Origin of the sequence: Bacillus sp. AFS055030 (assembly GCF_002574545.1) — a bacterium.
In the GTDB taxonomy this organism is placed as follows: domain Bacteria; phylum Bacillota; class Bacilli; order Bacillales; family Bacillaceae_G; genus Gottfriedia.
This window is the reverse complement of the sequence record NZ_NUGT01000079.1, coordinates 73,397-86,988: the sequence shown is the minus strand read 5'-3', so window position 1 is coordinate 86,988 and position 13,592 is coordinate 73,397. Positions and strand designations below refer to the sequence as shown.

Here is a 13,592-nt window from a genome sequence, read left to right as displayed (position 1 = left end):
ACAAAACGAAAGAATGTTGATTTAACAACATTCTTTCGTTTAATATTTTATACTCAGAACAGACTTTTCCCTTCTACTAAAACAAACGCTAAAAACTGTATGATACTTAGTGTATAATAAGTATGAGGTGTTTATATGAGTAAAGCTAAAGCTAAAGGCGGTACAGGTAGAGGTACAGATAAGAAGGGTTGGAATAGGTGGCAAGCGAGTGCAAAGAAAGCAAAAAACGCGAAGCCATATGTTAGTAAAGGTACTAAAAAAAATGGCAGTTCCAAAACAACTAATAATAATTCAAATGTCTAATCATAATTAATAGTTATTTTTATCTTCATTTTATTTGGGCTATAACCATTTTCTTTACCACGAACCATGTTAAATAGTAACCTTTTTCTTTTTTAGAATAAGGTTTTTTTATTTTTGGCTCTAAAAAAGGTTGTCCATTTGAGTAAACCTTAGGACCTTTTATAAATTCCCTATTGATCTATTTTTTCTCTAAATTACTTATTCTTTGCTCTAATTCTTCAATTTTTTTATTTGAAACAAACAAATTTTTTGTTGCAAATAAGCTTATTTTTTTAACAATCTTAATCAAGATATACACTACTGCAAATAGAATTATTAATTGTGCTAACGTAATGATTAGACTCATATGATTCATTTTACGCTCTCCTTTTCAAACTCAATCTACAATATTTTCATTATCTTAAATCCTTCATTAAACAGTCGCAAGCGTTCATTCAATAAAAAAGGAATTTCAAAATAGTAATATTCCTTTATAAAGCAGTCTTTTCATAGAAAAGTAAGTGACAGACTAATTCCCATATGGAATTCATCTCAACTGCTATTTTTATCCTTTTTATGTATAAAAAAGGTATCGAATAACTTCACACATGAATTTAGATTATAACATTGGCGCGATGATACTAGTAGCACCAACTAAAACGCACATTGTTCCTCCAAATCGTGTACTCCATTTATAAAAAGAAGATGGTTCTGTTGCACCATCGGATTTCCAACTTTCTGTAACAACCCAAAATGCTTCAGGTGCCACTATTAGAAAAAATCCAAATAAAATGAGTAATATTCCTATAAACATATAAGATACCCTCCAAAATAGTTTTTGAAGTTGTTCCGCATTAAATATTCTATTACTCTTATACACTTATCAAAACTTTATAATCCTTTTTCTTTAAGATAATTTTCTACAGTACTCTTAATTTCTTGCTCAAAGTAATTGGGTGCTACTGAGTTACTACTACTTATAGTAAGAGTTTTTAATTCCGAATTATATTCAAGCTCAACAGTATCCTTTTGTGAAACACCCAGTTCCTTAATGATTGTAGCAGGAAGAATTATACCTAATGAGTTTCCAATTTTCACTATCTTTCTTTCCATGAATCCCACCTACCTTTTTGTAATTATGTAATTTAAATGCCTTATGTTATTTACTATATTTTACCATTTCCTATTAAAATTCGAATAGGTATTTTTTCACCTTTAATCCGCTTTTAAACTTTTTTCAAGGTTGAAGAGCAGGGTTTAAAAGTGGACCATATTCTAAAGTTTTCCACGCATCACCCGCTTTTCAAACAACTACAAATAAGATCGATACTACCTAAAGGATTTTTAAACGAAGTAAAGAATAAATTAAGGTAGTAGAAAAAATGGATTTACTTGTAGTTTGGTTTTCGTCTATAATGTTCTTCTTTTCTCGTATTCAATGAATCAATTGAATAATACATGAAAGTTCCTAGGGAGGTTAAGGATGAAAGAAAATAACAAGACTCTTATATTAATAGGACTAATGATTGGAGTCATCTTCTCAGAGCTAGACGAGACGGTCGTTGCAACAGCTATGCCAACAATTATTAGGGATTTGGGTGGTTTAGCGCTTTACGGCTGGGTCGGTGGGGTTTATATGCTTTCGATGACCTCCTTTATGGCAATACTCGGCAAGCTCGCGGATTTATATGGTAGGAAAAAAATATATTTATTTAGTATGGGATTATTTATGGCTGGATCGATTATTAGTGGTACAGCCCAATCTATGGAAGTTCTTTTAATCGGTCGTGGGATTCAAGGGATTGGTGCAGGTGGGTTAATGCCGCTTGCGATGGTCATTTTTGGAGATAGTTTCCCTGTTGAACAACGTGCTAAGCTTCAAGGTATTTTCGGAGCTGTCATGTTTATACCTCAACTACTTGGACCGCTTATCGGAGGTTATTTTGTACAGCATATTTCATGGCACTGGATCTTCTTAGTCAATATTCCAGTTGGAGTTTTAGCTGCAATTTTATTAGCAATAGGATTAAATGAAACGAAAGTAGACAAAAAGATTCATATAGATTGGTTTGGTGGGATTTTACTAGTTACTATGTTAATAAGTTATCTGCTGACTCCTGTACTTCATCAAACAGAAGGGTATGCATGGAGTGATCCTAAAATGATTGGTTTACTAATTTTAGGAACTATTTTACTAGGTTTATTTATTTTTGTAGAGTCAAAAGCAAAAGAACCTATTATCCCATTGCACTTATTTAAAAATAGAAATTTCGTTGTCATTTCGGCACTAGTATTTGTATTTGTACTTGCGATCATGGGGTCACTTTCATCTTTCCCATTCTTCTCGCAAAATGTACTCGGTTTAACACCTACTGAATCTGGTTATTTAAATTTACCAATTATGGTTGGAGCAATGGGTGCAAGTATAATTGCTGGTCGAGTAATGAATAAATTCCCTTATCGAAATATTTACGGTATTTCATTTATCATTCCAATAGTCGGTTTCTATTTACTTACAAATATTTCTGCTCACACATCAATTTTTACATTCGTTATTTATTTCATCATTCTTGGCCTTGGATTTGGTGCATTATTTAACAATGCATTAATTGTTCAAGAATCAGTTGAAAAGGATAATGTTGGGATTGCTCAATCTTCCGTTATGTTATTTCAATCCATTGGTATGACAATTGGCTTTAGTTTATTTGGTTCTCTATTAGCTACGAAAATTACATCAGGGATGAAGTCATTAGCTGGAAGTCTTACGATGGATCAATTACTACAATTAAAAAATGTAGAAAATGGTATGATTCCACCTAATCTTGATCCTAACTTACTTGAAAAAGTAAAAACAGTCTTTACACATGCATTCCAAGATTTATATTGGGTATCTTTTGTGCTTGCCATCTTCACATTTTTAATTTGTTGGGGTCTGAAAAAGGAAATTTTAATAAAGAAAGATGAAGCAAGTGAAGTAAAGGAAGTAAATTCTATTTAACGAAAAAAACCATTCCGTCTTTTTGTGGAATGGTTTTTTAATTTATATTACTTGTTTATTATATGCTTAATTACATCTTCTAAAGATTTTTCTGCCATAGATGATAATCTTAAACTATGATTCTCAAACTCTAAATGTGATGTAACTTGATTCGGAACGATTACACAGTGTAATCCTGCTTTTGTTGCAGCGATTAATCCATTCAACGAATCTTCAAATGCGATAGCTTCTTTAGCTTGAACACCAATTGCCTCAATTGCTTTTAAATATAACTCCGGGTCTGGTTTTACATTCTTCACATCATCTTTCGTCTTAATGACTGAGAAGTATTCGTAAATATTTAATTTTTTTAAGAAGCCCTCTACCCATTCTCTTGATGAGCTAGAAGCCAGCGCTATTTTTAATCCTGCATTTTTTGCTGAAACTAAATAATCTTCTACACTTTCTCGAAGTGCAGGCTCGAGTAGTTTCTCATCAACTAACTCTTTAGCCATTTCTTCGATCAGTTCTTTTTCAATTGGTTCTTTTAAATTTGAATTAATAAAATCGAATAAAATTTCATCACTTGTTCCTACAACTTCTGAAAACTTTTGAAAAGTTAACCCCACTTCATATCGTTGTAGTACTTCCTTATATGCTTCGAACCAAACAGACTCAGTATCGACAATTAGACCATCAAAATCAAAAATTACAGCTTTAATCATTCTATTTCTCCCTTTCCTTCATTGGACTATTTTACTATATTATGAATATTTCAATTTATTATTGTTCGTTTAATTTTTCCCAATCAGGTTTAATAAGTGAAAATACGTTTAAATCATATGACTGGTCTCCTTGAACTAAATAGCCTCTAAGTAATCCTTCTTTTCGAAACCGTAACTTCTCAACTAATGTCGATGAAGCTGTATTATCTGGAAAAATAATAGCTCCAATTCGATATAATCCTAGTTGATTAAAGCAATATGATGTAATTTCCTTAATTGCTTCTGACATATATCCCTTTCTCCAATATTCAGGTAATAAATCATAACCAATTTCCGTTCTTCTAGCATGTAAAACTAAATTATTTAATCCAATTGTTCCGATTAATTTTTTGGATTCTTTTTCTACTATTCCAAAACGCATTCCTTGTTGATTTTCAAATCTAGTTTGAAATGAATCGATCATTTTAACAGCTTGATCTTTTTCAGTAAAGGGGTCCATACCATAGAATTTCATTAACTCTTTATTTGAAAAAATGGAAAAAACCTCATCAACATTTTTTTGTGTAATTTGCATTAATGATAATCTTTCTGTTTCTAAAATTGGAAAGTCCATCAAATTACCCCTTTCTTACACGTCGAATAATCTCATAAACCTAGTTTGTATACTTGAAGTACCTTATTTTACCATAAATCATGATTTAATCTTCTTAATTTTCATTTGATTTATTTATTATTCATTTATACCTAATTCCTCATGAAAATCATTCAGTGGATAAGTATTCTTTTTTTATACCATCCAAAATTTGGTAATAATCCTTTTTCACAGAAATAGAAATAAATAGACTCATTTCATTTATAAGGGAGAACAGTTACATGAATAATCAGTTAAAAATGAATCCACAGCATTTTTACAAAGACCCATACTCATTTTTTAGTACCGCAAGAAAAATTAGTCCTGTGCTTTACACAGAGCTATTTCAAAGAACCGGTTGGCTAGTAACAGGCTATAGAGAAGCAGAAGTCATGCTAAAAGACCCCCGTTTTATAAAAGAAGAAACAAAAGTCGCTCCACCTGAACAAATACCTGAAAGTGTTATGCCCGCAATTGCAATAAATCGAAAAATGATGTTATTTCGAGATGCTCCTGATCATACAAGACTAAGAAATCTTGTGAACAAAGCTTTTTCTCCAAGAATGGTTGAAAATTTACGGGTTACGGTAAATGAAATTGCTGATCATATTATCGCAAATATGAAGGGAAAATTTACCCACGAACTCATAAGTGATTTCTCATATTTACTACCTGTCTTTGTCATAACGGACCTTTTAGGTGTTCCTAAAGAAGATCGCGATTTATTTCGCAATTGGTCAGAAGCATTTATAAAATTTATAGATTTTAATACGACTATGAAGGATTTAGAATTAGTGTCAAAGGATATTCTTGATGCTTCTAATTATTTCAGAAATCTTATATCTAAAAGAAGAATTGAACCTAAAGAGGATTTAATCAGCCATTTAATCGTAGCAGAGGAATCTGGAGATAAATTAAGTGAAGATGAAATGATCGCAAGTTGTCTTCTTTTACTAATAGCTGGCCATGAAACTACTGTTAATTTAATCACGAATGGATATTATTTATTATTAAAACATCCTGAAGCATTGGAGCTATTAAAAAATGATTTAACATTAATTCCTTCAGCTATTGAAGAAATATTAAGATATGAATCACCTGTTATTTTTACTTCGAGATGGGCTAGAGAAGACTTTAAATTCTTTGGAAATTCGATCAAAAAAGGTGATTACTTTATGGTTTCATTAGGTGGAGCCAACTACGATCCAGCAGTCACTAATAATCCTGAAACATTTGATATCACTCGAAAAATTATTAAACATTTATCATTTTCATCTGGTCCACATTTTTGCTTAGGTGCCCCTCTTGCTAGACTAGAAGGGCAAATTGCAATTGAAAAACTGATTAAACATTTAGTTAATCCAGTTTTAATTGAAGAACCGACTCGACGTAAAAATGTTGCATTTCGTGGGTTTGAAAGCTTAAAGATTCAGGCAAGTGTTCAGTAAAGTTCGATCAAATTCAGCTAGTTTCAAAGAGAAAATTTTTTATTAATTTGAGTAACAGCATAACAAAAAAGAGCATCGAGATCTCGGTGCTCTTTCTCATAGTTTGAAATCGTTTTTTATTATCAACACTTCCAGATACAAAACATATCTACCTCTAAATAATTACAGTTGACTTATTTGTAGTAAAATAGTTAACCCCTTTTTTAACTCTTCCAATGATGCATAGGCATACGAAAGACGAATATGGTATAAATCTCTTGGTTCGTAAATATACCCTGGATTAATCAATATATTTTCTTTAAGTAATTTTAAAAAGAAAGACTTATTTACAATCGGTTTATGAAACTTGAGCCATATGTAGAAACCACCTTCAGACTTTTTCCATGAAGCTATTTTTGTGTATTTCTTTTCTAAAATTTCTTCTACGAATAGTGCTCTTCTTTGTAATTGTTCTCGGAGGTTTATAAGATGCTTTTCGTATAGACCGCTTGAGATCCAGTGAGATACGATTTCTTGTGAAAAGGCACTTGAACCATAATCTGTTTGCATTTTTATATCAGCTAATCGTTCAATTACAGGTGAAGGTGCAACAACCCAACCAATTCTTAATCCTGGACTAAGTGTTTTTGAAACACTCCCTATATAAAGAACTTGTCCTGATTTATCAAACGATTTTATAGCTGGTAGAGTTGATTCAAAAAGCAATTCATGATACACATCATCTTCAATAATCGGAATTTGTAGCTCCTTGCATGTATTAAAAAGATATTGCTTTTCTTCCAATGACCAATTATAACCTGTTGGATTGTTAAGTGTTGGAACGCAGTAGAATAAAGATTGCCTCCTTCCTTTATGCGCCCGTAAATTATCTTTTAATTGACATTCCCTTGAAATTGAAATCATTTGCATTCCATTAGATTGAAAGGGATGTACTGAATTTAAATACGAAAAGGGTTCATGGAATAAAATGGATCCCTCTTCTAATAATCCAACAGCAATCAATTGAAGTGCTTGAAGTGCACCCGAAACAATTAAAATGTTCTCTGGTGTTGATTCAATACCACGTTTTTTTAAATAATTACATAAAATTTTTCGGAGCTTTTCACTCCCTTGCGGAGATGAATAGCCAATTGCTTTGGAATCAAGTGAAATCTTTCTTAACGAATCTTCTATTTGTTTAGTTGGTAGTAAATCTGGTGATAATTCACCTGTACCAAGCCGTATGATATGATCCATCTGCTCATATTCATTTATGAGTTGAATCGTATGGAAGTTTGGTTTATGAATACTTGATTCAATATGTCTGTGCCAATTTGGTTGATATTTTTTCAATAATACATTCCAAGAATTATTTGCTACAAATACCCCTGAACCCATTTTTGATTCGATCAAACCATCTGCCCTTAATTCATCAAGTGCAAGTTGTACAGTACTGCGGTTCACATCAAATTGCGATGCTAGATGCCGCTGTGATGGAATCTTTGTGCCAACAGACCAATCACCTCGTTCAATACGAGATTTTATCCAATCTACAATTTGGTCTTGAAGTGTCAAATGAGAATCACGATTTAGTTTCCATTTCATCTAACTCCCCCTAAATTGGGTGGATATAAAACCATCCAATTGGTTGTTTTCTTTTAGTTTTATCATAGTAAGATAGTAATTGAAAGGGAGTTGATTAGATGGAAGCCATTATTCATGGTCTAGTCCTAGCATTCGGACTTATTTTACCTTTAGGGGTACAAAATGTATTTGTATTTTCACAAGGTGCCACACAGCCCAAACTAATTCGAGCGCTTCCTGCGACTCTTACTGCTTCGATCTGTGATACTTTTTTAATTCTTTTAGCTGTTTTTGGACTTTCCACAATCGTACTACAATTTGAATGGCTAAAAATTAGTCTGATGATTGCTGGTATTTTGTTTTTAGTTTACATGGGGTATGTTATTTGGATGTCTAAACCAGCAGCAATTGAATCGAACAGTGCATTACCTAGTAGGCAACAAATCATTTTTGCATTATCAGTTTCCTTATTAAATCCCCATGCAATCTTAGATACTGTCGGAGTAATTGGAACAAGTGCATTAAAATATGTCGGATGGGAACAAGTTTACTTTACGATCGCATGTATTATAGTATCTTGGATTTGGTTTTTTGGATTAACATTCGCAGGCTCAGTCATGAAGAAGGTAGACAATACAGGAGGCTTAATGAACATATTCAACAAATGCTCCGCCTTGTTTATTTGGGGAACTGCTATTTATCTTTTAATTGGATTAATTTAATGTACATAAGGGGGGGATAATTGAATGATGATTATCCTCTACATATGTTCTATCACCAATTTAGACATATGTCCCTTCATCAATTATTCCTTGCTATTGATAATTGTTTGAACCTTTTTACAGCAATTGATAAATAATTGTTAATAGATTATGTTAGTAAGTTTCTTCAATTCTTACAAAATGGAGTAAAATTCATCACCGTTTTTGATTTTTTCTTTAATCACCTCCTTTTTTGGACAAAATAAAAAAGCCCCTAATATAAGTTGAAAGAGCACGAGCTACTTTAGCCATTGTATTACACCTCCCGGAAAATTTTTAGCTGCCAAACTTTGCAGCCGGATTCTGAACACCCATTGTACCATTCCCCTATTGGAGTAAAATTGGTGTCATATCAAATCATAGATATTATACACCTATATTTCCAACTCCAAATATAGTTTAGTAGGAATACTCGTTAGCAAATCTCTTTTCTTTGAATAAACATCATATTTATCACCATTTTTTAAGGCTATCCATTCATCTTTCACACTTTCTTTGATAGACAAAATATTCATACTTTTATTTTCTATTTCAACTGCAGCTAATTTATTTCCAATTAGATTTTCATCTCTAATAGAGCCTACTAAAAAGTAATCATTAGTTAGAATAGGTAATTTGTTCTCTTCAGCAAAAGTTAATTTAGGGATAAACTGTATAGGTAAACTTTTTTGTTCTGCACTAACATAAAGACTTGTAATGCTTTCCATGATTGGATTTGATTTAATAACTAAATAGTCTTTTTCTCCATATTCGCTTAGTCTGTATGCCTCATCTTTCACTGAAAACAAATTATATAGATCGAAGTTAATCCACTTTTTTTGGTAGTTATATTCATTAACAATTATTCCTAATTTATTACCTATTTGCTCATTAACTTCGGAAGTAATGTACAAATAATTTACTCCGTTATAAGACAGTTTTTTCTCATCCTCCCCAGCATAGTAACCAATTGGTTTAGGCGTAGTGATCGCTTTATACATATATAAGAAAAAAACAATTAAAAATAGTAATAAAAAAACTTTAGTTATTTTTTTCATTAGATATGATTCCTTTCATTTGTATGGCTTGGTTGTTAGTATCTAATACTTTTGAATCTATTAATCTAAAAAATGAAGATTTTATTTCTTTATATCCAACCAACAATCCTTCCAAATCTGTTCCATTATCATTATAGACACATGTTAAAAAATTCACAAAATCTACAAAAGTAACGATGTCTTCTTCAATATCTTCATGCGGGACAATACCACTAATATTGCCGCTGTAACAATTTTATCATTGTTTGTAAGCCTAGGATTATGATTTAAAGTACTATGAATATAAAGTAATTAAAGTCTAATTCATTATCTAAAAAAACTAAAGGGACAAATTGTTCCTACCTAGTCTTTTTCACTTTCATTTATAATTTTACTGAAATATCTTCTAATAAAGGAGGGAGTTTATATAAGATACGCAAAGTGGCTATGAATGCTTGAGAAAGATTTTTCGACTGTACAAATGTAGCAACGAGGAAGTTCTTCACTTTATCAATCCACCAGATAGTATATTTACTGAATTGGACAAAGAAAGTAGTTTTGAGAGATCATAGAGTCCACCGTTTTTAACTTTCTATTTTCAGTAGGATTACAAAATTTAATTTCGCATACTGCAAATGAAAATCCGCATTCCAACTATCCATCAACACTTCTGTTTAGAAATCATTTGATCCTCCTTTCATCATTCTACTTTATTTCAACAGTTATATTAAGAAAGCTTTAAATCATTAATTAAAAAAATAAGATCCCTTGCTAACGTCATTTAATAAGAAAAATGACAGACTATAATCATTATTAGTCTGTCATTTTCTTTAAACTATTCAATTAGAAGCAACTAATTCAATTTCAGCTTGATAGTCACCAAGTTTAATTTCTTTTCCGTTCACATGATTCTTTACAACTAGTTTTCTCATTAATAAGTTTTCCTCAAGCATTCCTTTAAACTTTTCAATGATTTCAATAAACTCTGTCCTTGCTGTTATTCCAATGTCTACACGCATATTTATTGGTAGGTTTAATTCTTTACGGTATTCTTGAATCGATCTAATTAGTTCTCTTACCGTACCTTCGTGGATAAGCTCTTCTGTTAGTAAGGTGTCGAGTGTTACTGTATATTCACCATTTGTAGCTGATGCAAAACCTTCTTTTGCGCTTTTTTCAACTAAAATATCTTGGGCGTCGACTTTAACCGTTTCTCCTGTTTCAATTAATAAAGTAACATATCCGCTCTCAATTACTTTTTTTGCTTCTTCATTTGTTAATGTTTGTAGTGATTTATTGATTAAATTTGAAAGCTTTCCAAATTTTGCTCCTGATTTTTTAAAATCCAATTTCAATTTTAAGATCGAAAACTCATTTTCGTTGTTTACTTGTTGGAATTTTTTAACGTTTAACTCATCTAATACAATATCTTTATATAAATCCCAATCGATCTCCTCATTGTTACTAACAAATGTTAAACTACCTAAAGGCTGTTTAATCTTTAATGAATTGGCATTTCGGATGCTTCTTCCAAGTTCGACTACTTTTAGAACTGCATCCATTTCCTTTTCAAGTTGAGCGTCGATTAGTGTTTCATCGCAAACTGGAAAGTCAGATAAGTGGACGCTTTGTTTTGTTAAATTAAAAAATACATCTTCCGCTAAGAATGGCGTAAACGGAGCTAATAATTGACTAAATTTTGTTAAAACTTCAAACAGAGTATAGTAAGCCGCTGCCTTCTCTTTATCCATTCCATTTGACCAGAATCTTTCTCTTGATCTTCTTACATACCAATTGCTTACTTCATCTACTAATTTAGCGATGTCTCTTGCAGCATTTGTAAATTGATAATCCTCTAAATTTTTAGATACATTTTTTATTGTGCTATGCAAACGTGAAATGATCCATTTATCCAATGTACTTGATTCATACTCATATTGTGTATTTGCATTAAATCCATCTAAATTTGCATATAAACTGTAAAAACTATATACATTGTCGAATGTATCGATGAGTTTCGATTTCGCTTCTTGAACAACTCTTTCAGAAAAACGCTTCGGGTTCCATGGCGCACTGTCTACTAATAAAGCCCATCGTAATGAATCTGCACCATATTTTTCGATTAATTCTACTGGATCAAGTGCATTACCTTTACTTTTAGACATTTTTTGACCATTTTCATCTAATACATGACCTAGTGATAATACTCGTTTATATGGTACTTTCCCAGTAAATAAAGTAGATACCGCAAGTAAACTGTAGAACCAGCCTCTCGTTTGATCAATCCCTTCAATGACAACATCCGCAGGGAATTGTTGTTCAAATTTTTCTTTATTTTCAAAAGGATAATGATACTGGGCAAATGGCATCGAACCACTATCAAACCAAACGTCAATTACTTCAGGTGTTCTTTTCATATGCCCTTTACAATTTGGACAATTAAGAATGACTTCATCAACGAAAGGTTTATGCAGTTCAATTGAATCATCAATTTCTTCAACTGAATGGCTACATAACTCATTTATACTCTTTGGCGCTAATTGATGATGACACAAATCACATTCCCAAACATTTAATGGAGTGCCCCAATATCTTTTACGGCTAATATTCCAATCTACCATTTGTTCTAAAAAATTACCAAATCTACCGTGTTTTATATGTTCAGGATGCCATGTAACTTCTTCATTATTTTTAATAAACTCATCCTTTAAAACAGTCGTTTTGATAAACCAACTTTCATTCGCATAATAAAGTAATGGTGAATCACAGCGCCAACAATGCGGATAGCTGTGCTCATATTTTTCTTTACTAAATAATAATTCGTTTTCGGCTAAATACCTTACTATATCTACATCACACTCTTTAACAAAACGCCCTTGAAAACCAGGTACTTCATCAGTATATTGTCCCTTTTCATTCACTACATTGACAAAAGATAACCCATTTTCTTGTACAACCTTATAATCATCTTCACCGTATGCAGGTGCGATATGAACGATTCCAGTACCGCTACCTTCAGTTACAAAATCTGCTTTCACCACTTTATGTCCAACTTCAACTTTTACGAAATGAAATGGTGGTAAATAACTAATTCCGATTAGATCGGCCCCAAGAAATTCTGATAAAATGACGTAATCAGCCTTTAATACTTTTTCTACTAAAGCCTTCGCAAGAATATATACTTCCTCACCTTTTTTAGCACGAACATATTCCATTGTTGGATTCACAGCTAACGCTACATTTGCTGGAAGTGTCCAAGGAGTTGTCGTCCATCCAAGGAAATAGACATTATCTTCATTTTGCAATTTAAACTTAACAGTTGCAGACAAATCCTTTACGTCTTTATATCCTTGAGCTACCTCATGTGAGCTAAGTGATGTTTGACAACTAGGGCAATAAGGTGAAACACGATGACCTTTTACTAATAAACCTTTTTCATGAATTGTCCCAAGGATATTCCATACACTTTCGATATAAGAATTATCTAATGTTACATATGGATCATCCATATCCACCCAATAACCTAATTGCTCAGTAAAGTCACGCCATTGTTTTTCATAAGTAAAAACACTTTCCTTACATTTTTCAAGAAAAGCTTTTACACCATAACGTTCAATTTCTGCCTTACCTGAAATACCTAACATCTTTTCAACGCCGAGTTCAACTGGTAATCCATGAGTATCCCAACCAGCTTTGCGAACAACTTGGTAACCAGCCATTGTTTTATATCTAGCTACCACATCTTTGATCGTACGTCCTAATGCATGACCAACATGAGGTAAGCCATTTGCAGTTGGGGGGCCTTCATAAAAAACAAATGATTGATTATGTTCCCTTTGTTCAACTGATTTCATAAATGTATTTTCTTTAGACCAAAGTTTACTAATCCTTTTTTCACGATTTTGAACAGATTCTTTCTTGTTTTCTTTTTTCATATGATATCGCCTCTCTTATTTTTTTAAAGCACACAAAAACCCGCCCCTATCATAAGGGACGGGTTTAACCGCGATACCACCCTAATTCTATTGAAAACAGTCCGTTCTTCAATAGCACTCTAGTCACGTACAATCATACGCGTTCCTTTTAACGGTAGACACCCGTTCAAACCTACTTATATTTTCAGTTTGACTTCTCGGAGAGGATCTTCATTTAAGTACTATTCACCGGATTTCAGCTGCCCCGGCTCTCT

Annotated in this window: 12 protein-coding genes and 1 other annotated feature (1 of these 13 cut by a window edge); of the genes, 4 read left to right on the top strand and 8 right to left on the bottom strand. The window is 32.3% G+C overall.

What is annotated here, in order from left to right:
* Positions 1-135 precede the first annotated feature (135 nt).
* A complete protein-coding gene (locus CN925_RS17520; RefSeq protein WP_098848060.1) occupies positions 136-303 on the top strand; it encodes a DUF3934 domain-containing protein in 168 nt (55 codons plus the stop codon).
* Positions 304-481: 178 nt separating this feature from the next.
* On the opposite strand, the gene CN925_RS21405 is transcribed toward CN925_RS17520, so the two are convergent.
* The 3 genes from CN925_RS21405 to CN925_RS17510 form a co-directional block, all read right to left on the bottom strand.
* A complete protein-coding gene (locus CN925_RS21405) occupies positions 482-658 on the bottom strand; it encodes a hypothetical protein (RefSeq protein WP_180233008.1) in 177 nt (58 codons plus the stop codon).
* A gap of 243 nt (positions 659-901) precedes the next feature.
* On the bottom strand, positions 902-1,096 hold the full coding sequence (locus CN925_RS17515; protein ID WP_098848058.1) for a DUF6199 family natural product biosynthesis protein: 195 nt from the start codon (positions 1,094-1,096) through the stop codon (positions 902-904).
* 77 nt (positions 1,097-1,173) lie between these two features.
* Positions 1,174-1,395 carry an AbrB/MazE/SpoVT family DNA-binding domain-containing protein gene (locus tag CN925_RS17510; RefSeq protein ID WP_098848056.1) on the bottom strand — a complete coding sequence of 74 codons (222 nt, stop codon included), beginning with the start codon at positions 1,393-1,395 and terminating at the stop codon, positions 1,174-1,176.
* A gap of 370 nt (positions 1,396-1,765) precedes the next feature.
* Between CN925_RS17510 and CN925_RS17505 the strand changes: the two genes are divergently transcribed.
* Entirely contained in the window at positions 1,766-3,280 is a 1,515-nt protein-coding gene (locus CN925_RS17505) for an MDR family MFS transporter (RefSeq protein WP_098848054.1), read from the top strand.
* A 47-nt stretch (positions 3,281-3,327) separates the two neighbouring features.
* Here CN925_RS17505 and CN925_RS17500 read toward each other — a convergent pair whose 3' ends face one another.
* Entirely contained in the window at positions 3,328-3,984 is a 657-nt protein-coding gene (locus CN925_RS17500; protein ID WP_098848051.1) for an HAD family hydrolase, read from the bottom strand.
* Positions 3,985-4,042: 58 nt separating this feature from the next.
* On the bottom strand, positions 4,043-4,597 hold the full coding sequence (locus tag CN925_RS17495; RefSeq protein ID WP_098848048.1) for a GNAT family N-acetyltransferase: 555 nt from the start codon (positions 4,595-4,597) through the stop codon (positions 4,043-4,045).
* A gap of 260 nt (positions 4,598-4,857) precedes the next feature.
* On the opposite strand from CN925_RS17495, the gene CN925_RS17490 reads away from it, so the two are divergent.
* Positions 4,858-6,063 carry a cytochrome P450 gene (locus CN925_RS17490; protein WP_098848045.1) on the top strand — a complete coding sequence of 402 codons (1,206 nt, stop codon included), beginning with the start codon at positions 4,858-4,860 and terminating at the stop codon, positions 6,061-6,063.
* A 162-nt stretch (positions 6,064-6,225) separates the two neighbouring features.
* On the opposite strand, the gene CN925_RS17485 is transcribed toward CN925_RS17490, so the two are convergent.
* Entirely contained in the window at positions 6,226-7,647 is a 1,422-nt protein-coding gene (locus tag CN925_RS17485) for an aminotransferase-like domain-containing protein (RefSeq protein ID WP_098848042.1), read from the bottom strand.
* A 98-nt stretch (positions 7,648-7,745) separates the two neighbouring features.
* On the opposite strand from CN925_RS17485, the gene CN925_RS17480 reads away from it, so the two are divergent.
* On the top strand, positions 7,746-8,348 hold the full coding sequence (locus CN925_RS17480; protein ID WP_098848039.1) for a LysE/ArgO family amino acid transporter: 603 nt from the start codon (positions 7,746-7,748) through the stop codon (positions 8,346-8,348).
* A 413-nt stretch (positions 8,349-8,761) separates the two neighbouring features.
* Here CN925_RS17480 and CN925_RS17475 read toward each other — a convergent pair whose 3' ends face one another.
* Both CN925_RS17475 and ileS read right to left on the bottom strand, forming a co-directional pair.
* Positions 8,762-9,424 carry a hypothetical protein gene (locus CN925_RS17475; protein ID WP_098848036.1) on the bottom strand — a complete coding sequence of 221 codons (663 nt, stop codon included), beginning with the start codon at positions 9,422-9,424 and terminating at the stop codon, positions 8,762-8,764.
* Between the two features lie 818 nt (positions 9,425-10,242).
* Complete coding sequence (gene ileS, locus CN925_RS17470; protein ID WP_098848034.1) at positions 10,243-13,338, bottom strand: isoleucine--tRNA ligase; 3,096 nt, start codon at positions 13,336-13,338, stop codon at positions 10,243-10,245.
* Positions 13,339-13,389: 51 nt separating this feature from the next.
* Positions 13,390-13,592 (bottom strand) — a binding site (T-box leader); it runs 43 nt beyond the window's last position.

Bases quoted from the DNA above. Each gene is read 5' to 3' on its own strand.
- ileS (WP_098848034.1), bottom strand. From the start codon at position 13,338: ATGAAAAAAGAAAACAAGAAAGAATCTGTTCAAAATCGTGAAAAAAGG.
- CN925_RS17510 (WP_098848056.1), bottom strand. From the start codon at position 1,395: ATGGAAAGAAAGATAGTGAAAATTGGAAACTCATTAGGTATAATTCTT.
- CN925_RS21405 (WP_180233008.1), bottom strand. From the start codon at position 658: ATGAATCATATGAGTCTAATCATTACGTTAGCACAATTAATAATTCTA.
- CN925_RS17475 (WP_098848036.1), bottom strand. From the start codon at position 9,424: ATGAAAAAAATAACTAAAGTTTTTTTATTACTATTTTTAATTGTTTTT.
- CN925_RS17485 (WP_098848042.1), bottom strand. From the start codon at position 7,647: ATGAAATGGAAACTAAATCGTGATTCTCATTTGACACTTCAAGACCAA.
- CN925_RS17500 (WP_098848051.1), bottom strand. From the start codon at position 3,984: ATGATTAAAGCTGTAATTTTTGATTTTGATGGTCTAATTGTCGATACT.
- CN925_RS17505 (WP_098848054.1), top strand. From the start codon at position 1,766: ATGAAAGAAAATAACAAGACTCTTATATTAATAGGACTAATGATTGGA.
- CN925_RS17520 (WP_098848060.1), top strand. From the start codon at position 136: ATGAGTAAAGCTAAAGCTAAAGGCGGTACAGGTAGAGGTACAGATAAG.
- CN925_RS17515 (WP_098848058.1), bottom strand. From the start codon at position 1,096: ATGTTTATAGGAATATTACTCATTTTATTTGGATTTTTTCTAATAGTG.
- CN925_RS17490 (WP_098848045.1), top strand. From the start codon at position 4,858: ATGAATAATCAGTTAAAAATGAATCCACAGCATTTTTACAAAGACCCA.
- CN925_RS17495 (WP_098848048.1), bottom strand. From the start codon at position 4,597: ATGGACTTTCCAATTTTAGAAACAGAAAGATTATCATTAATGCAAATT.
- CN925_RS17480 (WP_098848039.1), top strand. From the start codon at position 7,746: ATGGAAGCCATTATTCATGGTCTAGTCCTAGCATTCGGACTTATTTTA.